18 protein-coding genes are annotated in these 19,446 nt (G+C 58.9%); 5 read left to right on the top strand and 13 right to left on the bottom strand.

Annotated features, from left to right (window positions below):
* The first annotated feature begins 1,344 nt into the window (after positions 1-1,344).
* The 3 genes from A6D6_RS15940 (at position 1,345) to A6D6_RS15930 (ending at position 4,242) form a co-directional block, all read left to right on the top strand.
* Complete coding sequence (locus A6D6_RS15940) at positions 1,345-2,217, top strand: hypothetical protein (RefSeq protein WP_159661259.1); 873 nt, start codon at positions 1,345-1,347, stop codon at positions 2,215-2,217.
* Positions 2,218-2,334: 117 nt separating this feature from the next.
* Positions 2,335-3,618 carry an abortive infection family protein gene (locus A6D6_RS15935; RefSeq protein ID WP_201303812.1) on the top strand — a complete coding sequence of 428 codons (1,284 nt, stop codon included), beginning with the start codon at positions 2,335-2,337 and terminating at the stop codon, positions 3,616-3,618.
* 126 nt (positions 3,619-3,744) lie between these two features.
* Positions 3,745-4,242: a hypothetical protein gene (locus A6D6_RS15930; RefSeq protein WP_159661258.1), complete on the top strand. Its 498-nt coding sequence runs from the start codon at positions 3,745-3,747 to the stop codon at positions 4,240-4,242.
* Positions 4,243-4,274: 32 nt separating this feature from the next.
* Here the strand turns inward: A6D6_RS15930 and A6D6_RS15925 are convergent, their stop codons facing one another.
* The 5 genes from A6D6_RS15925 to A6D6_RS15905 all read right to left on the bottom strand — a co-directional run bounded on the left by A6D6_RS15925 (position 4,275) and on the right by A6D6_RS15905 (position 8,508).
* The gene (locus tag A6D6_RS15925; protein ID WP_159661257.1) at positions 4,275-5,771 is read right to left on the bottom strand and encodes a conjugal transfer protein TraG N-terminal domain-containing protein; all 1,497 of its coding nucleotides are present in this window, start codon (positions 5,769-5,771) and stop codon (positions 4,275-4,277) included.
* On the bottom strand, positions 5,768-6,157 hold the full coding sequence (locus A6D6_RS15920) for a hypothetical protein (protein ID WP_159661256.1): 390 nt from the start codon (positions 6,155-6,157) through the stop codon (positions 5,768-5,770). The genes A6D6_RS15925 and A6D6_RS15920 overlap by 4 nt, the downstream gene beginning before the upstream one ends.
* A 961-nt stretch (positions 6,158-7,118) precedes the next feature.
* On the bottom strand, positions 7,119-7,643 hold the full coding sequence (locus A6D6_RS15915; protein ID WP_159661255.1) for a hypothetical protein: 525 nt from the start codon (positions 7,641-7,643) through the stop codon (positions 7,119-7,121).
* Positions 7,644-7,672: 29 nt separating this feature from the next.
* Complete coding sequence (locus A6D6_RS15910; protein WP_159661254.1) at positions 7,673-8,299, bottom strand: hypothetical protein; 627 nt, start codon at positions 8,297-8,299, stop codon at positions 7,673-7,675.
* Entirely contained in the window at positions 8,296-8,508 is a 213-nt protein-coding gene (locus tag A6D6_RS15905; protein WP_159661253.1) for a hypothetical protein, read from the bottom strand. The genes A6D6_RS15910 and A6D6_RS15905 overlap by 4 nt, the downstream gene beginning before the upstream one ends.
* A 102-nt stretch (positions 8,509-8,610) precedes the next feature.
* On the opposite strand from A6D6_RS15905, the gene A6D6_RS15900 reads away from it, so the two are divergent.
* The gene (locus A6D6_RS15900) at positions 8,611-9,063 is read left to right on the top strand and encodes a hypothetical protein (RefSeq protein WP_159661252.1); all 453 of its coding nucleotides are present in this window, start codon (positions 8,611-8,613) and stop codon (positions 9,061-9,063) included.
* A 121-nt stretch (positions 9,064-9,184) separates the two neighbouring features.
* Here A6D6_RS15900 and A6D6_RS22100 read toward each other — a convergent pair whose 3' ends face one another.
* From A6D6_RS22100 to A6D6_RS15885, 3 genes are read right to left on the bottom strand one after another with little or no spacing between them, the layout of a single operon-like run.
* Positions 9,185-10,612: a hypothetical protein gene (locus A6D6_RS22100; RefSeq protein ID WP_304503116.1), complete on the bottom strand. Its 1,428-nt coding sequence runs from the start codon at positions 10,610-10,612 to the stop codon at positions 9,185-9,187.
* Positions 10,609-11,652 (bottom strand): TIGR03756 family integrating conjugative element protein, encoded by a 1,044-nt coding sequence (locus A6D6_RS15890; protein ID WP_236564129.1) that lies wholly within the window; start codon positions 11,650-11,652, stop codon positions 10,609-10,611. The genes A6D6_RS22100 and A6D6_RS15890 overlap by 4 nt, the downstream gene beginning before the upstream one ends.
* Positions 11,649-12,110, bottom strand: a complete 462-nt coding sequence (locus A6D6_RS15885; RefSeq protein ID WP_159661251.1) for a TIGR03757 family integrating conjugative element protein — start codon at positions 12,108-12,110, stop codon at positions 11,649-11,651. The genes A6D6_RS15890 and A6D6_RS15885 overlap by 4 nt, the downstream gene beginning before the upstream one ends.
* A 156-nt stretch (positions 12,111-12,266) precedes the next feature.
* Between A6D6_RS15885 and A6D6_RS15880 the strand changes: the two genes are divergently transcribed.
* On the top strand, positions 12,267-13,004 hold the full coding sequence (locus tag A6D6_RS15880) for a hypothetical protein (RefSeq protein WP_159661250.1): 738 nt from the start codon (positions 12,267-12,269) through the stop codon (positions 13,002-13,004).
* On the opposite strand, the gene A6D6_RS15875 is transcribed toward A6D6_RS15880, so the two are convergent.
* The 5 genes from A6D6_RS15875 to A6D6_RS15855 all read right to left on the bottom strand — a co-directional run bounded on the left by A6D6_RS15875 (position 12,997) and on the right by A6D6_RS15855 (position 19,446).
* On the bottom strand, positions 12,997-13,677 hold the full coding sequence (locus A6D6_RS15875) for a hypothetical protein (protein WP_159661249.1): 681 nt from the start codon (positions 13,675-13,677) through the stop codon (positions 12,997-12,999). The two genes, A6D6_RS15880 and A6D6_RS15875, sit on opposite strands and share 8 nt — an antisense overlap.
* A 67-nt stretch (positions 13,678-13,744) precedes the next feature.
* Positions 13,745-16,600: a conjugative transfer ATPase gene (locus A6D6_RS15870; protein ID WP_159661248.1), complete on the bottom strand. Its 2,856-nt coding sequence runs from the start codon at positions 16,598-16,600 to the stop codon at positions 13,745-13,747.
* Between the two features lie 51 nt (positions 16,601-16,651).
* Positions 16,652-17,146 carry a TIGR03751 family conjugal transfer lipoprotein gene (locus A6D6_RS15865; protein WP_433976351.1) on the bottom strand — a complete coding sequence of 165 codons (495 nt, stop codon included), beginning with the start codon at positions 17,144-17,146 and terminating at the stop codon, positions 16,652-16,654.
* Entirely contained in the window at positions 17,139-18,587 is a 1,449-nt protein-coding gene (locus A6D6_RS15860) for a TIGR03752 family integrating conjugative element protein (RefSeq protein ID WP_159661246.1), read from the bottom strand. Before A6D6_RS15860 ends, A6D6_RS15865 begins: the two co-directional genes overlap by 8 nt.
* Positions 18,574-19,446: a TIGR03749 family integrating conjugative element protein gene (locus A6D6_RS15855; RefSeq protein WP_159661245.1), complete on the bottom strand. Its 873-nt coding sequence runs from the start codon at positions 19,444-19,446 to the stop codon at positions 18,574-18,576. Before A6D6_RS15855 ends, A6D6_RS15860 begins: the two co-directional genes overlap by 14 nt.

The raw sequence follows: 19,446 nt of genomic DNA, 5'->3' as shown, positions 1-19,446 counted from the left end.
AATGCTGTCTCACTTTAGGGGAAGTGGACACATTGAAGCCCCCGGCGGTGAGGCGCTTTTCTAGTCTACAACGTGTAAATCTTGAGCACGATCCGGAGGGCGTGAGGCATTGTCATGTAGTAGAATTTTTTGGCACGTGCCTTGATGGCTTCTTGGGCTTGGGAATGCTGATTGAGGTCATGGGTTCGCTTGTTAACGTAGCCTCGTTACTCCGCGGCATTTCAGGCCAATGTTGAGAAGTCGCTCTCTCGAAGTCCAAGATAAAGCCCGCCTCCTCGTCTAATCCGCGATTTTCCCCAGACGCCAAAGTTGGAAAATGAATTCTGAGACCTTCGGGTTTCTTGAATACAAGCCAAAAAGCGAAGGGAGTGAACTTCAGAAGAGATGTTGTAAAGCTGACAGTTCTATCTGGAAATAGAATCATCTTTCCCATGGTGTTAGCGACAACTGTGGGTGAATAAGGATAGTACCAGTAGTAGAGATTGAGGTCGGCGGGAAGGGATGAACTTGGGTTGAGAACATAACTGGAGATGGTCTCTTCAATGGGGAGTTGTTCGTCATCAAGAACGGCTTCGACCGGGTAAGCTGCCAACATATGCCCTAAGATACATCGTGCCAGTCGTTGCGGCTTGATTGGGAACTCTCCCTTTGGGGGTAGAAAAAAGCCCTGTTCTCTTGCTCGAAATAAAGCGGAAACATGATCATAAAGGGACTTTAGTTCCGTGTCATATTCCTTGCCTAACAAGCTATTACAGGTGGAACACAGTGTCCTGAAATGACTCCCGCCTTGGATGGTGGGGTGTGGTTTTCGATCGCCTTCGTGTTCAAAGAACGTTGAGATAGTTTGTCGTATTACGTCCTTCTTGTTTCCACATGAAGCAGGGGGAACATGGTCTTTGCTTAGTCGCCGCTTCTTGCGGCATAGCACGCAGTAACCAATTTTGGGGCCATGGCGCCTAAATCTATTTTCTAAAACCCTCGAGTATCGCACCATCTAAACTTTGCGCCCCTTCTATACATTCGGTATTCACTAGCTTTCTAGGTTCTTAGGGTATTGTGTCCTAGATGATAAGATTGGCCAACCAAAATTGGAATCATCCCCGCGCGTCCCCTACAATCATCTCTTCTGATTATCGGGGCGAAAAATCTCCTCATGGACGATCGGCTCTTCATGATGTTATGGCATCGAGATACACCGTTTCCTCTGTATGACTTGCTGTTGCTAAGCTATAGGGTGAGGTCTGTGGCTGCCGCATGCAATTGAATCTTGCTCTGCTAGAGATGACCAGGGGGAAATAAATAACTATGATTTGACTTTATATGTAAAGTGTAAGGGGGATAGGGATGAGGAAAGTTGTTGTCTTCTTTTCTTTTGATGATAGTGCGGTGCACAAACAGCGGGCCTTTTTGCTTTGGGTTGGACTTTCTTTTGTTCCATTTATTATTGGTTTTCTAGGGATTTTTTGCGGGCGTAAGATGGATTTTACTAATGAAGGATTTTATAACTTCTTTGCTCTGATGCAGCCTTTAATGTGGTGGGTGGGGCTGCCGTTACTTGTGGCGGCTTTTGTTGCCCGGCTGCATGCATCTCATCATGTTGAAAAACGGATGAAGATGGACTCTGAAACGCATACCTTTAACGGGTATATTGCGCACCGAAAATATATCGCGGACTCGATAAGATCTTTCTCTTCCTCAATTCTCGTGCCAAATGAAGTTGACACCGAAGGGCTTTATCGAAAATTATTCCCCGGCAATAATCCCAAGCGTTTTCACCCTGTGTCAGAGCCTAATGAGGATGGTTTGGCTTTAATCGAAGTTCAGGAAGAGGCGTTGATTTTCTCATTGAAGATGGGGGTGAGGGTGCACCAAGACAACAGTGAAGAGTGGGCATTTTCCCCAGATCCGATCTGCGCAACGGTGGTGACCGGTATCACGAGCTTTGGCCTTAAACCCACACCCGTATTGGTTGATCTTTTTTCCAGTAGCATTGCCGGTGGTCATCAATGGAATGACGATAGTTTTAAGGTTTTGACTAATGCTGTTGGTGAGTATGTGAATGTAATTGGATATATGCGCTATCTGGGGGGATGGGCTAAGAAAGCGCATATTAAAGACATTATGCCGCTGATATGGGGAGTGCGCTCTCATGGTCGCCAGGTGCGCCGAAAGTGGTGGGAGGATAGAGCTCCCGAATTAATCAGTCGTAATGGATAGAGTTTTGTTGTGGCCGTTGTGATTGGTTGCACTCAATGCAAGGTGGGAACCACCAGATGGCTGAAAATTAATGTGGCGGTCGTTTGTTATGTGCTTGCTTAAAACTAAGGAGGTCCGGTGGAAAGTCCGCAACTAGAAGAGATTTTGGCAACAGTTCATGCATTACTCTTGGAGGAAGGCATGAGCGAGGTCGCAGATTTGGTTCGTGATAATAACTGCTGTGCAAGGCAGACAGGGTATGATAACTGGAACGGTGGTATAGAAATATGGGAGGTCTTAATTGAGGTTTCTCCGAGAGAGTTGGTCCATCTAGGCCCTCGGAAGAGTCAAATTGAGGAGCAGATTTCAGCCCGTCTGAAAATGGTCTTGGAGCGGGAGACCGAGAACTGGTATTCCGCAAAGATCGTCCCTGCAAGGGTGAAAAGGAGTAATTGGCGAGAAGAGGGGAATGATCTTCCGCGTCAAACCCGGATTAATATTTTGGATGGATTGCGTTTGGAGGACACCACTTGGCATGGTGAGCTTAATGAAGTTGAGTTTCTAAGCCGAATTTTTGATCTCCAAGCATTGCCTTCCTACGATATTCGATATAAAGACGCGGCAAGCGATATTTGGCAGCACTGTATAAATAATGAAGATTGGGAGCGTAATTGGGTCTTTACGGATGAACGATTCAACTTGCTGGATGGCCCTGCTGATACTTTTTTACGCTTCTTATGTGAAATGGTGCATCCTGTAGCACGCCCTAGTCGGAGTGAGGCGTTTAAGCTGGTTTCACATTTTAATGATCAACTACACCCGGCTGGTTGGGAAATACGAGAGGAAGAACGAATAGCGGGCCGCCCCCGCTTTGCTTATTGCCAAGTTGCTCACAGGGGATCTCACGCGGTAAGCCGTGCCAAGACCGTTGCTGACGCATTGGATGCAGGCTGGATGGCAAAGGAAATTGAACGCTTGGAAAATGCAGTGGATCGTGACCCCGCCCTTGCTATCGGCACCGCGAAGGATTTGGTGGAATCGTGCTGCAAAACAATACTCAGTAAACGGAGTGTATTGGTCTCTAAGTCAGATGATCTGGGAGATATAACAAAAAAATTAACTAAGGAGTTACGCTTGGTGCCAGAGGGTATCACCGATGAAGCGAAAGGAGCTGAGGCGATTCGTTTGATTCTACGCAACCTCACCCAACTCACAAGCAATCTTGCCCGTATCCGTGGATTGTACGGTAGCGGCCATGGCCGGGATGGGCAGCATCGAGGCCTTCAGCCACGTCACGCTCGCTTGGCGGTAACCTCCGCAGTGGCTTTCATTGACTTTGTTTCCGAGACTTACAGATATAGAGAGTCAACGCATCCTAAAGAGGATGTTGACAGCAAAGAGGAAGTTAAAGGGACCACATGAAGCGGAAGTGGTAGGTTCTTTGACTACAACTGAATTGGAGGATCTAGATAGACCAGCTTGCTCTACAAATACCACTAAGGCAAACTGACCATTATTTGAACAGCCACGATGACCCGGGAGGGCGTCATGACCGATGAGCCCCTGAATCAGGCAGAGCACCATAAAGCTGAAAACGATCGGCATTGGACGGAGAAGGCACAACAGCCGGCCTCCGAGCCGATGGCGTGGCGGGATTGCCTGCGCGCAAAACGTCCGAAGGCTCAGAACCCGGAAGCGGGACCCCGTGCTGAAGAGGCTCGCGCCTGGGCAGACAATCCCGAGCTGACGTCCGCTAACAAAGATCGAAGCTCCCGCCAGACCGCTTGGATCCTGGCGGCACTGCTCATCGGCCTGCCTCTGGTGCTGCTGGTATTCGGTTCTTTGTTGGAATCAGTTGTTGCTTGGATTGCGGTTGCCGTTATCGGGCTTCTTGCGGTCGGAGTCCTTGGGCGAGGCCTTCTGAATGGTGGTTTGGTAGCCTTTCTTCCCGATGAAGATGACTCCGGTTCATCATCCGGTGCGACCGAAGATGATGAGCACCTAAATAGCTTGTCATTGGATCAACGGAATCCATATAACTGGTAGGGAAGGGCAAGCTTAGGGCTTGCCCTTTATGACTATTTCTTTGCTTTCCCGGCTACTTGTTTGGCGGCATTTGGGCCTTTCCCGCCAGCCGATTTAGCCTCTTCCTGTCCACCTTTAATAGCGGTTGATGCTGCTTCGCCACCTCTGTATCCAGCCCATGCAAGCATGCTCATCCACAGTGCGGGCAGCACCAGGTACATGGAGAAGCTGACGAACCAGCGGATGCTCTTTTCCTTGCTGTTGCCAAGGCCAGCCAACCAACCTTCCATGTCGGCGCCGTAGAGGATCTCGGTCAGGTTGTTGTCCAACCACGCCGCCAATTGCCACCAAAACGTCATAAACACGGTGCCGAACATGATGAAGGTGAAGAGCCCCGTGACTTTCCAGGAGTACCCGGAAAACACCAGGATGAAGGGCAGGGCCATGATCATGGCCATCAGCGTCAACCACTGCACCATGGGCAGGGCGTCCACCATGATGGCCTTCGCCGGCGCGGCTGCCGCGGCGGCTGCTCCCATTCCAATAAACCCGACCGCGTCGTTGGCTAGGCGGGCGACCCAACCGCTCAGACCCTCTTCGGCAAAGGTGCTGCCGTAGCCTGGCTTCCGTGACGGGCGGGGGTTGCCTTTGAGCACCCGGCGCAGGGCCGCATCCTCGGCGGAGCTGGTCCCAAATACCGTGGAGAGGGCGCTTTGGGTGTCCGTATCCACCTGGTCCATCAAGCGGGCTCGTAGTCCCACCGTGCCGGATTCCCACCATTCCTTGCAGGTCGGGTAGCCGGGTTGGCCGGGCCCCGTGCTGGAACGTCCTGCATCGCGTGTGGCGTCATACGGAAACCCCTGTGTGGGTTTGTCCGCGTACAGACTGTCGTAATAGCCTGGTGTATTCAGGAAGTAGCTGGAGCCGATCCAGTCCACATCAAGCGTCACATCCGGCGGCACGCTGTTGCCGGCGGAGTCGCGCAGCAGCTTGGTGCGCGCCATCCCGAAACACCACTGCTGAAATTCATTCAGCTGATACCGCAGCTTGGGGTCTTTGACGACCGTTTCATCCAGCTTCTGGGCGACGTGCTGGTACGCCGGTTTACAGGGTAGGGAGGCCACCGCGGCATTGGTGGCGCCATGAGATACGGCGTGAACGGCCGCCCACCACAGAGGGATCTGGGCCGACATGCCGGCACCGGTTCCCCCTGTGCTCTCGTAGACGGTGGTGCCGCACTGCTGGAAGTGCGTTTGGTCGTATTCGCCCGTTTGGAAATTAACGCTCATGATCGGTGCCGTACAGAACCCATAAATCAAAATCATGGCGTAAAAGCCGGCTTCGATCCGGTTCAGAGTGAGCAGCCCTTTGTTGCCTTCGTCCTCCCCCTCCCGGCGCGCCTGGTACCATTCCCTCAGCACCAGGGCAACGAAGGGCAGGGCGGCGACCATGCTCTCGTTGAGCATGCCCCAGATGGCGTTGTTGACTACCCAGCCGATCATCAGAACGACGTGCTCGAAATACCCGAAGGTCATCAGATCCGCGCTCATTGGGTACCTCCGGCGTAAGACAGGACGTTGAACAGCTCCAAGGTGGCGATAACGATCACAACAGCCCGTTCACTGCGGCGTAGTCGGTACCGGGCAGCGGCACCGCCATCTCGATCCCGGGCGACTGAGGCGAGGATCCGGGGCCGCCACCGGCGCCAGTAGAGAATGCCTATAGTGAGATAGAGCCCGATCCGCCAGACCACCCACCACGGCGTCAGGCGAGCCATGAGGGCATGCCATTCATAAAGGCCACCTGCCAGAAGGCTGCCAATGGCGGTCAGCACCAGGCTCAAACCAAGCAGGGTGGCCCATAGGCCGAAAAACAGCGTCCAGCGAGAGAGATGGCTCCAGCGAGCAGGGCGGTACCAGGTAGGACGTGCAGGCATAGTGGGATCCGAGGTCTGACAATCACGATGCTGATCATGCTGCCGAGGATACGATTCGGATCAATGGAAAACCCTAACGTCTTGGTGTTGAATTTTAGGCGGTTCGGTTTGCGGGGTTGTAACCCACACATTGGCGAAGGCGGCACTCACATCTTCAACCAAGGGGATGAGGCTGGCAGTGTCTGAATAGGGATGCGAATAGAGGTGAAGGGATGCGATATGCGTGTTTTGCACGGCCTGGAGGCCAGATAGTGACCCCGGAGGAGTTTATTCAGAGAGCTACGCCAGAATATCGGGCGAAGGGCATTCACGCGTACTGCCCTTCGTGTGGTGAACCTGTTCACCCTTACGGCGTACAAAGCTCTAACCCAGATGTGCCGCGGAGTTTCCATCATCCTGACCGTCAGGATGATGCGGACCCACTGGACGACTGCCCCCAGGCTAATCGAGGTGGGCGCTTTCGAGGCATGTATGCCGATGGTTGGGATACAACCCGGGGAGAGCGTCTTCGTGCCCAGTTTTTTGAGCGGGACACGCTGTGCGCCGCATATGAATTTTGTCGACAGATGTGCCATCGGGGCGGCAAGCCGATTCCGTTCCCTGTCGCTAAATTTGGCGAGATGATCCGGCGAGCGGATCAGCGCCGCATTTGGGCGTATCGGGGTATCCCGCTTTGGGCGGTCCCCTTCACACTTTTGGCGTTGGTGAATATCGAGAAGGGGGAAGGCCCCAGGGACTATCCCTTTCACTTCCTGATACAGAAAGGCGGATCGAGCCCGCTTTCCCAGATCTGGGAGGGGAAACGTTCCTGCCGGATGGTTAAGTGCTTCTCGGATGGAGGGAACGTCGTGAGAGGTAGCGAAGTGCCGATCGGAGAGGACGTCTATCTTGAGGCATCACGACGTTTTGGGTGGATTCTGGATAAGCCGCGGCTACTGGCCGCCCTGATGGCGTTGCGTGGTCAATAGTTTCCTACACCGTAGATGTCGAGCAGACGGGTTTCCGGGAATAAATGTCGAGGAGTTTCGAGAGGGGGCAGCCGTTCTTCACGCCAGACATCGAATATCCGAATAAACGCCACTAGGGTGCTGACCGCGTCGTTGAAGGACTTGGTTTCCTGGTAGGACAGAACACCGTCGCGAGAGGGGTAGGGCTCATACCGGTTCTGGATCCGCACGAGGTGATGATAACGGGCCAGAACGAGGTCGGCGTTGGCACCATCAAACCGGCCGACGGGTGTACAGCAGGCAAAAACGAACCGGTTCGGCTGGTGCGGATGGGGTAAAACGTGACCGTAATCGGGGCTTAGACCGGCCCCGCAGTCCAGCAGAACCAACGCTTCCGGCCCCTCGAAGGGGCCGTCGGAGGTGACCAACGCCCGCTGGGTCAGCAGGGTGCCGGCGTCCAGATCGGGCCGATCCGCCAATCGGGCCTGGATGAGTGCGGCGGCCTCGTGCCGCGTTTGGGCGGATGGGGAGTGGGGCATGATCTCGCTCTCCTTACAATCACGGTGTTTTACGGCTCGGCTTCCCACACCAAAGGGGTACCCGGCGGTGCCAGCGGGGCGCCATCGATGACGGTGACGGTGGTGCCGTAAAGCGCCTGGACCCGCGTGTCCCAGAACTCCCCGCCTTCCGGCTCGCCGAGATGGTGATCGGGGTGGAACGTGCGCAGCATCGCCGCCAACGCCTGCACCGCCTGCGCGAACGAGGTGGCAGAGCGGCAGAGCTGATCACGATGCCCGGCCTTGGGGACGGTGTAGTAGACCCGGTCACGCATCCAGTAATAGTGGCGCTGAAACAGCAGATTGACCTCAGGGGCGTCATAGACGATGTTGCTGTGGCAGATCAGGGCGGTGAAAGGGTATGGCGGTGCCGTGTTTACGGTCTTTTTTTCTGTCTTTGACGTCTCGGGTGCCGGAACGGGCAACCTTGCAACGTGGGCATGCCAGTGCCCTCGGCCCAGGGCGCCCACATGGATCCGCGCCAACAACTCCACATCGCCGGAGGGGCCGCAGGCGGTCGAGACTACCCGATGGGTGGCCAGCAATCCGGGCCGACACTGGGGATGGGCATCAATAGCCTGTGCCAACTGAGACTGCAAGTCCTGAGTGCCGAGGGAGCTGATTTTAGAAGCGTTCATGACGACGGCCTTTCGATAACTGGCGATAGATAGAACCACTTGGTGTTGCGCTCACCGCAGTAATGCGCGATGCGGACGTCGTTGACCGAGCCCTGGCTCAGGAACAACAGGGTCTGCCAGGCGTCCAGATCATCCACCGCCTCCCACTCCAGAATGCCGTCGAGGACGTCATCCTCGGAGGGCCAATTCGTTCGGCCTGTAATGGCCATCTGTACGGTGATGTCCTGCTTTGCCCCCGTGATGTCCGCACACCAATACATCCGGCCTGCGACACGAAAAGCAGAGAGCCAAGTGCGCCGTGGTGATCCCGCGTGTCGTTGGAGGCGCTCCCGGAGCGTGGCAAGACGATCTTGACTATCGGGGCTAAGCCTACTGTCGCCGTTGGGGCCAATCTGAAAAAGCGGCTCAGGACGGGGGACCGTCTGAGCAAGACCGACCTGCGCTCGGAAAAGCGCATCGAGTTGGCGCGTGCCCTGGGTGGGTGCGGCCAATGGCTGAGGCTCACCAAGATGAAGCTGTGGATGCAGAGGCGTTGCGGCGCGAACCTCGGAATAGGCTTGATCCGGATAGTACGCGGTTGCGGCGCGCACAATGTCGTCGAGGGCATCAAAATCCACGTCGGGCCGTCCGGCGTAGAGAGGGAAGAGGGGCCAGAGAGCCTCGACAAAGCGCGTGGTCAACCGGTCATTACGGATGATGCCGACACCGATATTGAACCGCTCTTGCCGGACTGGGTCGGGCTCCAGTTGGAAGGGGAGCCATAGTGGCGGTGCAGACAACATGGGCTCGCCTCGCTGATCGGCGATGAAAAGGGTGCCGGGCGCATCCTGTGCTACGGTTTGGGTCGCGATCCATACACAGGGGCACAAGGAGGCCCGGCATAACTTACTTCAATTGATCCAGCGGATCGGGCAGGGCATCGCCGGACTCTGGTGCCCCGGTCCTTGCGGACCCCGAGCGCCGTAAAATAGCGGTGCTGGCTGCATTACGGGCCAGCGCCTGGCGCACTTCCATCTCGGTCTGGAGCGAATCAATGTCCCGATCCAGGATCTGCAGACGCCGATCAATAGCGGTCTGACCTTCCTCGTTGTCGGAGATCCCGGGTTCGCTGGCGCCGGCCAGCAATAGACGGCGTGCCCAAATGGCTTTGGTCAGGGTACGGGCCAGCGCCATCTCACCGGCCAGGCGGTGGAGCAGCAGCGGGCCTTCCGGGTCGGTTTTCAGCGCTTCGATGACACCGCGTGATACGGACAATCCAGGACCGGCGGAGACCTTGCGCAGGTTCTCCGGCGTCGTCGGTGTGGTGCCATTAACCATGCTGGCCAGATCCTGAGCGAGCTTTTGCTGTTCGTCTTCAAGATCGCGCATCAGGCCGGCACCGGCCTCGGTGGTGACTTTTTCGCACCCATCACAGGTACGATGCACCTCTTCGCCCGCAACCTTGCTGATCCACTGGGCGGCCTCCTGTGGCGAGCCCCAGACCGTACACATGCCACCCCGGCAGGCGGACCCACCTCCGCCGGCACCACCATTACCGCCACCTCCAGCCCAGTTACCGTCATCCGTGGGCACGGAGCCCCAGCCACCCCCACCGCCACTGACCGGCGACGTATCGGTGGTGTTGGTGCGGCCGTGCAGGATGTTGTAACCGGCGGTGGCGGTGTCGTTCATGACTCGAATCGGTGCTTGACCACTGCCGCCGCGTTTTTCGCCGCCCACCCAGGTGGTGCCCCGGTTGCCGGCCTCATCCTCCACGCGCTCTTCGGCACGGACTGCATCCGGAGACGCCATTGCGGCCAATTGCCAGTTTTCGGCCACGGCCCGGCGCTGCCAGCCGCTGGTGGGGATCATGTCGCCCATTTTCTCGGCCATCTGCTGACAGGACAGTTTGGCTTTGCTGAAATCCGCCTTGCCCTGCAGCACACCGTTGGTGACCAGGTCATAAAGGCCCGGATCCGCCCGCTGAATGATCATGGCGGGCAGACTGGCGACTGCCCCCTGTGCATTACGGACGATGTTGCCCATCATGCTCCGAAAGCCATCCGTGGCCCCATTGAGTTGGTTGCGCACGGTGATTTTGGGATCAAAATTGCCGCAGCGGGCGTTGGCGTTCCAGCGCAGCCCCAGGCCGATCTGCCCGGGCTGGTGACCCCGTCCGGCCGAAATCGCCACCGGCGAGGCGCCGCCGATCTGATAATAGAGACTGTCCGCGGACTCGGCCCGGCCAGGGGCGGGGAAGAGCATCAACATGAAAAACGCAGCGAATACCGACCTCGCCAGCGCCCGACTTAAGATCACACTCAAGGTCCTCATGGGTAATCTCCCGTATGGGAAAGGAGTTTCTGTCCGCGTTTCTTGCAGCAGCTGTACGGTCGCCACAGCGCCCAGGCGTAGTCGCCTTGTTGAGCCAGATGCCCCCGGAACGAGGCGGCGGGACCGCGGTCCGGAAACACGGCGCAGGACTGGGTCATGGCCGGTGTCAGGCGTTGCCACTTGTGGGTGTCCTTGTCACCTTCCTTGACCGGGGGCGGGGCCCAAATGCCACGAGAGCTGCGGGTTCGGGGCACCAGCGGAGTGTAGACGTGGGGCTGGCCGTTGCGGGTGACCAGATCCGCCACCCGCTGCGCCACCACGGCGGCGGCTTTGTAATCGTTGGACTGAGTCACGAACCCGGCCCGGGGATAAACATTGCCCCAGCGGTTCAATAGTCCTTGACGGACCTCACGCAGGCCCGGGACGAGCGCTTGGGGATACACTTTTTCAGGCAGCCCTTCGCGCCAGGCGTAGGTGTCCAATACGGACAAAAAATACGGCTGCAACGGCCGTGCCGGGGTGGAACAGGTATATCCCCATTGCCCGGTGAATTGACTAAAAATCGCCGAGGCCGGATGTCCAATGGCATCGCCGTTCTTGAAGCGTAGGCTATTGTGAATGCCGTCCTCGCCGGTGGCACTGGCGGCGTCGGTACCCTCGGCGGTAACGCCACCTCCGCGGGCATTGCCATTCGGAGGACTCATGAACGCCACGTCCCGCCAGGGGTTTTTGCCGGTGTTCTGATAGCTGCTGACCACCAGCTCCGGGATGTAATGGCCGACTTTGACGCTGCTGCGCACCGAGCAGCCAAACGGCGTGCAGCGCAGCCACAGACACACGCCGACCACCCGGTACTGCAGACAATCCTGGGACCAGGCGGATTGGACGATGGACGCCGTGTCCACGGCGCGGGCCGGTGCGGCGGTGCCGAGAAGACCGACAACACCGAAGGCGCTGAAAAGTCCGAGAAGGCCAACAACACCAGGCAGCTTCCAAAGGCGGTGGCGTGCCCGATAGAACAGCGTGGATATGAACGTCATTGGGTGGTCTCCCGAGCCTGCTCAATGCGTTGCAGGGCCTGAGCCACATCGTGGACGCCATAGACCACATAAGTGCCGTCCACCACTACAGCGGGTATTTTTTCAATGCCGATCTGCCAGGCCCGGGCCACGGCTTCGTAGGCTCGTCCGTATTCCTTAAACACGTGTTGCCAGTCATCGGAGCGCATGCGCGCCTGCATCGCCTGGGCTGCAGCGTCAGGATCAGCGGGCAGATCCATGGACAAAGCCCCGTCGAGCCGGGCTGGGGCGTCCAGTTCGACCACCACGGCGTCGTCGGGTACGGACGTCATGGGTTCGGTGGCGACGGTGAACACCTCGGTGCCGGCATAAGCAGGGGGCAGAAGCGTGAGACCCGCACTGGTACCGAGGGCGGCAGCCAGCAGGTACTGGAAACGGAAGAATGGGTTTTCAAGAACGCTCAGAAGAGACCAAGGCATGGCATTGACACAGGGTTATGGGGCGTCCCCGCATGCTGCCATCGCCTGCGCCGCCGACAACGGAAAAACCCGACGCCCTGCCGAGGCATTTTTTGTTACTCTATCGCTTGGTCTAATGTGATCCAGGCCAACGGTATAACGAGGATAAACACATTCATGATCGAGTATTTTGCTCCAGGCCAACACCCGCGCGGCTTCGTCGGGTTCCAGGTGACGGGCTGTATCGACGGTCATACCCGAAAAGCGACGTTCTCCACTCGAACGGCATCCTCCCAGAACAAATCCAACCTATGGGTCCGCTATCAGTGGTTAAGCGCGGTGGGGGTGGATCTGGATTGGAAAATCGAGCAGCGGGAACGGGCGTATCAGCGGTTCGTCACCACCGATGATCCCAAGACGCCAGCGGGCCGTGGCCTGGGCGTGCACGGACTGACCGCGGTGTTTTATGTGTCCGGAGACGACTGGGTTCCGGCGTTCTCCGTGGCGCGTCACCCGGATGTGCTGGGCCACCCGCAAGCGGATCGGCGTTTTACCTTCGCGCATGCCCCGTATTCCGACGTTTGGCGGGACGCGGTGCTATTCTGGGCTGAAGAACACGCCATTGAGGACAGCGATCGGGCGCGTTTGCTGGCTCACCCTCCTGAGCCGACGCTGTTTTCGGCGTTGCGGCGGCGGATGAACGAGGAGGGGCACGACATTTTCACCGAGGCGCTGTCGCCGGTATTCCGTGAACAACGGACGGCATTGGCGGCGGCCAGGGCGTCAACGTCAGCACCAGCGCACGAACGGACACGCGACTTGGAGGCAGCGCTGCTGGATGATCTGAGCGATTGGTATCGTCGCCAGAAAAAGGAGCAGGCGACGCGGCGTAACGCGGCATCAACCGTCAATTAAGTGTCCTTTCGGAAATCAGTCCAATCTGAGCCAGTGCGCTAGTGGCTTTCTGCGCCGCGTAACCGTCGCCGGAGCGCTCCGCCCAGGCGGCGAGATCAAGCGCCAGTTCCTGAATGAACCGCTTTTCATCGCACAGTTCCAGGCAGCGTTGGACCAGCCCGAACAGATGGCCGCGCTGCTTGCGTTGTTCCAGCCGGGTCACGGCGGTGGCCATGTCGTCGCGCACCCAGTTGTAGCCGAAATCGGCTTTGTCCGGTTCGGCGGCGATGGTGGTGTGAGGCTGTTCGTCGAGATCCTGCAACTGGGTTTCGGCAATCAGGATCAGGACACTGGCCAGTTGGACGGCGGTGCGGGCATCCAGGGACCATTGAAAGATCCGCTGCTCACCGATGCGGCCGTTACCGCGGCGCGTGCGTCGGCGCAGGTCCAGCGACAGTTCCGCGGGGCTTGCCTCTCCGAATGCCACGCTCACATCCAGGACCACACCCTCACGGCCGGGATGCCGGTGCTGCCGAAAGGTGACGCCGCCGTCCGGCGTGTCCACCCGCTGGAACTGAAAAGGGGGCTGGCTTTGGGAAAGCGTGTCGCGGTGCGAGGCAACGGGTTTTTTGGGGGCATCACCTTGGTCCCGAGATGTATTCAATGGTGCCGTGCAAGTCGGGGTGTGGGGCATGGAGGGCTCCTTCAGTGGAATTCTAGATGGGGTCAAAGATTGCGATGGGTGCCGTGGGGGCGCGCCGTCAGTGGCCGGCCAGTCCCCGTTTGCGGTCCATCTCTTCGGCGATGCGGATCGCGGCGTCCAGCTCCCCGCAGTGATGTTCGTCCATCACGTGCTTGCGCTCCTGCTTCTCCTCGCCCTCGGTGCCGGCGAGCGTCAAATACAGAGAGGGCGGCACGATGCGGAACAGCGCCTCGATGCGGTCAGCCAGGACCACGCCTTCGGTGTAGCGTTTCGGGGCTTTGGCCGCACTGGCGATAAGGGCCTTCTGATCGGCGGACAGGGTCTTGAACCGTGAGATTTGCTCGATCTCATCCGGGGGCGTGACCAGGCACAGCCACCACTCGGCCATGTTGAGGAGCTTCTCGGCGGCATCGGGAAAATCCTCCATATTCTGAGTGGCGAGCCAAATCCAGTAGGAGAGCTTCCTGCCCATCTTGCCCGCCTTGACCAGGTACGGACTCAACAAGGGGTTGACGGTCACGATGTGACATTCGTCGATCGCCTGAATAATGGGGCGACCGGAATACTGGTCCCGTTCCGCCAAGGTGATGATGATGTTGGTCAGGGAAATCACCGCCAGGGCCAGCTGGGCCTCATAGCCGTCGCGAGCAAAGTGGGCCAGATCGACGATGGTGACGTCGCATTCCGGCCAGGCGTCGCCGGGTCGGTTGAACACGTCGCCATCGAATCCGTCACAAAACAGCGCCATGGCCTCGGCCATTTCATGGGCCCGCGCCTGTCGCGGTTCGGGTACATTCGGGTCAATGGCGATGTCTCGAAGACCGGCCACCACGTCTTCAGTGAGACACTGCCGCCCTTCGGCCAGGCTGCGCTCCGCGCCCCGATAAATGGCATCCCGCACCAGCCGCCGGTCCGCGCGCCGGTATTCCGCCTCTTCCTTGGAATCGCCCCCGGTGATCATCAGGCGGGCGGTGAGCTCCATCTCCGCCAGGACATCCCGTTCATCCTCTTCCGGGGCGTCGTCCTCGCTGCCGTCGTCGGGGAGCGGCGCGGGCTCCTCGGACCATTTGTCCTGCCGGTCCTCCACCTTGCGGCGTTCCATGGTTTTCTCGTCGAGCAGCCGGTGCGCTTCGGAAAACAACGGTAACGGTGGGGCCTTCCCGGGCGCCAGCTTGACGCGATTGACGCTCAGTCCCTGTCGCTGGAAATACTCCCCCAACAACCCGAACGAATTGCCCACTTCAATCACGAACAAGCGGGGCCGGCGCATCGCCATCACCTGGCTGAAGATGGCGTTCATGGTGGCGGACTTGCCGGCGCCGGTGGGGCCGAAGATCAGCGTATGCGCGTTCTTGGCCCGATCTTCCAACGATAGAGGGTCAAACCCGAAGGAGCCGCCACCTCGATTAAAAAAACTCAGGCCGGGGTTCCCGGTACCGCGAGACCGGCCAAAAAACGGCGCCAGGTTCGCCAGGTGCTGGACGTAGTTCAGCCGCGTGTACCAGTTTTGTTTGTCCTGTTGCGGGTCAAACGCCATGGGCAGCCAGCGCAACCAGGTGTTGAGGGGGGCGATTTCGTCTTCCGCGTCCACCGGCTTCAGCTGGGCACTTTGCAAGTGCGTCTGAAGCGTCAGGCTGCGTTGCTCCAGATCGGTTTCATCATGGCCCCGAACATAGAATACAAGCGCGCTGCGATACAGCTTGTGGTTTTTACTGAGCATCTCCCGGGCGGTTTGGCAGTCCTCGCGCACCGCCGTGGCGTGCACGCTGTCGCCGTGGGCTTTGCCGTGCAGGGTATTGATGTGGTCTTCCAGGGGCTCCTGGGGGGTGACCACGATGGTCAAGACCATCTCGGTGTCTTCGGGCAGGATGTCCATCACCGCATTGAAGGCCTTGCCCCCGGCGCGGGGCATTTCCCCGGTCAGGTGACCGACCTCTGGAGCCTTCCGGATCTCTTCGACCGGAATGGCGCGGTGTGGCAGGCCATCAAAATACCACAACCCGGTATCCGCATCGCCGCGAGGTGACTGGTAGATCAAGTCCTCCGAAAAATCGTAATCGGGCAGAGCGGACACCGCCTCGTCCCCGGGATACGCCACCCGCTCGTAGAACCGGTGCGGCGCCTCGGCGTCCGTGGCGGGGCGCGGGTTAAACCAAGGCACTAGCCACCGGTGAAACGCCGCCCCATCCATTTTTTTGAGCTGTAAACCCGTGCCTTCCAGGCCGGCGGCCAGACGGTCATAGACCTGGTTGGCGGCTTCGTCGGGGACGCCTTTGGGATTGGGGCCGAGCCAGCGATACAGCACCAGACGCACCCGGCGGGTTTGCCCGCGCCAATCCGTGCGGGTCACCACATCATCATGAAACAGCCCGCCGGGCTTGGCGATGGCCTGCTGGTGCTGCGCCATACTGTTCAGCCACGCCTGGGTGAAGGTGGTCTCCAGCAGGTTCGGATCGGCGTACTGTCTCAGATGGGCGATGTCGGCACGGGGATCCACTTCGTCCCGGCAATACAGCTGCAGCACCCAAGGGTGACTGTCGTATTCGGGAATCGCATCCTGTAGCGTGGCTTCGATTTGATCACGAAGGTCTGATAGCGCGGCTTGAGAACGTCCCTCGGTGGGCAGCGGCGTCACCTCGGCGGCAATGCCAACAGAGACGCCATCCTCCAATAAAAAACAGCCCGACTCCGGAAGGTATTCCACCCAAGGCAAAAAACGGGTGAACGACGGACCTCTCTGGTAGGACTGTTTGATCTCCCGCCAGGTCAGGGGCTTGCCGCGAGGTTCTGCCCGTAGCCCGTCGTTACCGTCATCACTTGGAGCACTCGGCCCCGTGTCGTCGAGATCTTGAGCCGTTGCTGGCCGCTGCTCTTTCGAGTGGGGGCTGAAGAGGGCTTTCAAAGTATCGAGCATAACGATGTCCTAACAGCTTCCGGTCAGCAGGAATGGGCAGAGCCGGGGGGGTTACGGTTTTTCAACGGACTGCGCGGGCCACGGCCAGGCCACCTCTCCGGGCTGGGCGTACTGGACCCGCTCGTACAACGGGAACACCGTCGAATACCCCGGCACTGGCACCTGTTCGCCCTCGGGACTGCCCGCCAGGTGCGGATACACGTACATCACCAAATCGGGATTGGGCAGGCGGGGGAACTGACTGCGGATCTCGTTTTCGACATGGCGCGTGTACGGGTGATAGGGCCCCAGCCCCTGTTGAGCGTCCGGCAACGGCCGGCGCAGGGTATGCCGGATTTCCTGAAGACGCGGATGTGTGTTTTGAGTCGATGACGCGGCGGAGTCTGCGGACTGCCCGCCCTGACGCCACAGGTCCGCCATGGTGGTGGCCTCATCCACCGGCATCAGTTTGTCTTGCGAAGTGGCGCAGCCACCCAGACCGAGGACGCCGAGTACGGTGGCCGCGGCCACCAGGGCACGCTTGGTACCGATTAAAAAATCAATCAAGAGAAGGTTGGGACCAGGAGGATTGCGCATAGTGCACCTTTCGTCCTTCGGTTTCGTAGTCGATGGGAAGAGGAACGTCGATCAGCACGGAGACCGGCTGGCCGGGCGGCACGTAGACGGCGTCGAACGTCTGGCCGAACCGCTCCTGCACCCATTTCCGGGTTTCGGAGAGGCCTTCGGAGGCGGAGCGGCCCAAAATAAACTTGTCGGCGTTACCGGTCAGGGCGGTAAAGGCGCCATTGGTGTCCATCTGAGTGCTGGTCTCGCCCATGGCGATGCCGTCAGCGGCGCCTTCCGCGCCTGCCATGAGGAACGTGGTCAGTAGGAACTCGCGGGCATTGGTTTTGCGCTCGCCGGGAATACACGGCAGCCCATGCGGCGTTGAAAGGGTACCGATCCCACCCTTTTTAGAGGAAGAATTACCGTCGTCCGGATCGTCGGGGGTGGGGACGGTGCGCACGGTGCCGTCGTCAAACACAAAGGTGATGCTATCGACTTGACCCCGCACACAGGACAGGGTCCAGTCCCCGGTGGTGGTGCCGGCGAGAATGGCGCCACGGACTTCAGGGATCTCGATGCCGTTCGCCGTTAAGTTCTCTTTGCCGACGATCACTCGAAACGGGTAGGGGTCGTTCACGGTGCCGTCGATGGGCACGCGGCCGAGCAGGGCGGTCATGGCCACCGAGCCGGTCAGCGTCGAGTTTTGGGGAATGGTATAGACCGGGCGCACGGTGTTCGGATCCGCTTTACCCTTAATACGGCTTTCCACGCTGTCGGCGGCCCGGCCCAGCGCCTTCGCGCCGCCAGTGGCGGTATCGGAAAAGGAAAAGGCGGAAGGAAACACCGATTCCCCTGTCTTTTCGTCGGTGCGGGCGTCGGCCGGGTTGACCCAGACCAATCCTGGCGTGATGGTACCGGCCGCCCCCAGAGAACCGTTTCTCAGACCGCCGTCGCCCAGGCCCAAGCCAACGGGAAGCTCCTCTTGATCTGAGCCATCACCGCCGCGATCGGTGTAATGACGCAGTGTGTCCAGTTTGGACTCGAACGTCTTGAGCAAGGACTGGTCTTTTTCGGCCTCGCGCCGGCGTTCTTCGCGTAGCGCGGCCTGGATGGCGCTGTCCACGTTACCCGCCCGCTCCGTCAGGCGCTCATTCTGCTCGCGCAGCTGTTGGCTTTCCGTCCGGGTGTCATCGAGCTCTTTGCGCATGGCGCGCATCTCGCCGACCAGGGTGGCGACTGTATCCCGGGGCGTATCCCCCTCGATACCCAGTGCTTGGATCTCATCGTCCGTCAACGTCAGAGACGCGTCCGGCGCACCGGAATCCCCGGAGGTTGCCGTGTCCGGGGCGTCGTCGCTGTTGCAGCCTCGAATCACGATCACCAGAACCACGATGACGAGGAACGGCAGCAGAATTTTGAGCAACCCATTACTTTTCAGCATCGGTTGTCTCCTTCGTCTCAGCGCCCTGACGTTTCGGTGCCGCGGGGTAGAGCGCTTTTTCCAGTCCACCTCCACGGGTGATCAGGAACACCGTGGTTTGCGCATACTCTGAGGTGGACGGACCCACGCTTGGGTGCATAAACGTCGCGGCGACGAACTCGCCTTGCAGGCGGCGTGGATCGAGCCCGAATTCCCGATTGGGATCCGGGTTGGTGATTTCCACCGCCGTGACGGTCAAACCGTCCAGACGCCAGGCCGCCAAAGGCCGAGCCTGCAACGGCAGCTCCCAAAACAGCGGCACTTTTTTTGAGAGGCGCATGGGGACACGGCGCACGCCAGGTAGTGGCGCCACAGTGCGCAAGGGCGCGTACAGGGTTTGTGCAGCGTACCGCGTCAATCGAACCGGCAAGGGCGGCGCGTTCGACGCGTCAGTTGAAGAAGCTCCCTCTTCGTTGGCCGATTTTTTCTTATCTGCCGCGGACGTTACCGACTGGTCCCCGGAGACGACGATGCGAAGATCCTCGGCACTGGCTCCTTCCGTGGCGGCCAGGTCGATTAAAAAAATCTGGCCGGACTCAATGTCTTGGACTTGCACTCGCTGTGTTTCAAAGGCCTGTTTCGCCATTAAATAAAGCGCGCCGCCGACGGACTGGACGCGCAGTACCTCGGGGTCAGCCAGTTCGGCGGGCAGCCCAATGCGCACATTGCGGTCGATTAGCACAATGCGCTCCTCACCGACGGGCAAGTCCACCGGAATCGGTTTGCGTTCCCAATGGTGGATCTCGACAGCGTAGGCCGGCGTCAGGATCGAGGCCACCACGAACAAGGTCGATAGGGACACTCTCAGGAAAGGCACCAT

The organism is Alcanivorax xiamenensis (genome assembly GCF_009846745.1).
Taxonomy (GTDB): domain Bacteria; phylum Pseudomonadota; class Gammaproteobacteria; order Pseudomonadales; family Alcanivoracaceae; genus Alloalcanivorax; species Alloalcanivorax xiamenensis.
The sequence above is the reverse complement of the archived record's forward strand: the minus strand, read 5'-3'. Positions and strand labels throughout refer to the sequence as shown.

Bases quoted from the DNA above. Each gene is read 5' to 3' on its own strand.
- A6D6_RS15940 (WP_159661259.1), top strand. From the start codon at position 1,345: ATGAGGAAAGTTGTTGTCTTCTTTTCTTTTGATGATAGTGCGGTGCAC.
- A6D6_RS15930 (WP_159661258.1), top strand. From the start codon at position 3,745: ATGACCGATGAGCCCCTGAATCAGGCAGAGCACCATAAAGCTGAAAAC.
- A6D6_RS15925 (WP_159661257.1), bottom strand. From the start codon at position 5,771: ATGAGCGCGGATCTGATGACCTTCGGGTATTTCGAGCACGTCGTTCTG.
- A6D6_RS15920 (WP_159661256.1), bottom strand. From the start codon at position 6,157: ATGCCTGCACGTCCTACCTGGTACCGCCCTGCTCGCTGGAGCCATCTC.
- A6D6_RS15915 (WP_159661255.1), bottom strand. From the start codon at position 7,643: ATGCCCCACTCCCCATCCGCCCAAACGCGGCACGAGGCCGCCGCACTC.
- A6D6_RS15910 (WP_159661254.1), bottom strand. From the start codon at position 8,299: ATGAACGCTTCTAAAATCAGCTCCCTCGGCACTCAGGACTTGCAGTCT.
- A6D6_RS15905 (WP_159661253.1), bottom strand. From the start codon at position 8,508: ATGGCCATTACAGGCCGAACGAATTGGCCCTCCGAGGATGACGTCCTC.
- A6D6_RS22100 (WP_304503116.1), bottom strand. From the start codon at position 10,612: ATGAGGACCTTGAGTGTGATCTTAAGTCGGGCGCTGGCGAGGTCGGTA.
- A6D6_RS15890 (WP_236564129.1), bottom strand. From the start codon at position 11,652: ATGACGTTCATATCCACGCTGTTCTATCGGGCACGCCACCGCCTTTGG.
- A6D6_RS15885 (WP_159661251.1), bottom strand. From the start codon at position 12,110: ATGCCTTGGTCTCTTCTGAGCGTTCTTGAAAACCCATTCTTCCGTTTC.
- A6D6_RS15880 (WP_159661250.1), top strand. From the start codon at position 12,267: ATGATCGAGTATTTTGCTCCAGGCCAACACCCGCGCGGCTTCGTCGGG.
- A6D6_RS15875 (WP_159661249.1), bottom strand. From the start codon at position 13,677: ATGCCCCACACCCCGACTTGCACGGCACCATTGAATACATCTCGGGAC.
- A6D6_RS15870 (WP_159661248.1), bottom strand. From the start codon at position 16,600: ATGCTCGATACTTTGAAAGCCCTCTTCAGCCCCCACTCGAAAGAGCAG.
- A6D6_RS15860 (WP_159661246.1), bottom strand. From the start codon at position 18,587: ATGCTGAAAAGTAATGGGTTGCTCAAAATTCTGCTGCCGTTCCTCGTC.
- A6D6_RS15855 (WP_159661245.1), bottom strand. From the start codon at position 19,446: ATGGTGCCTTTCCTGAGAGTGTCCCTATCGACCTTGTTCGTGGTGGCC.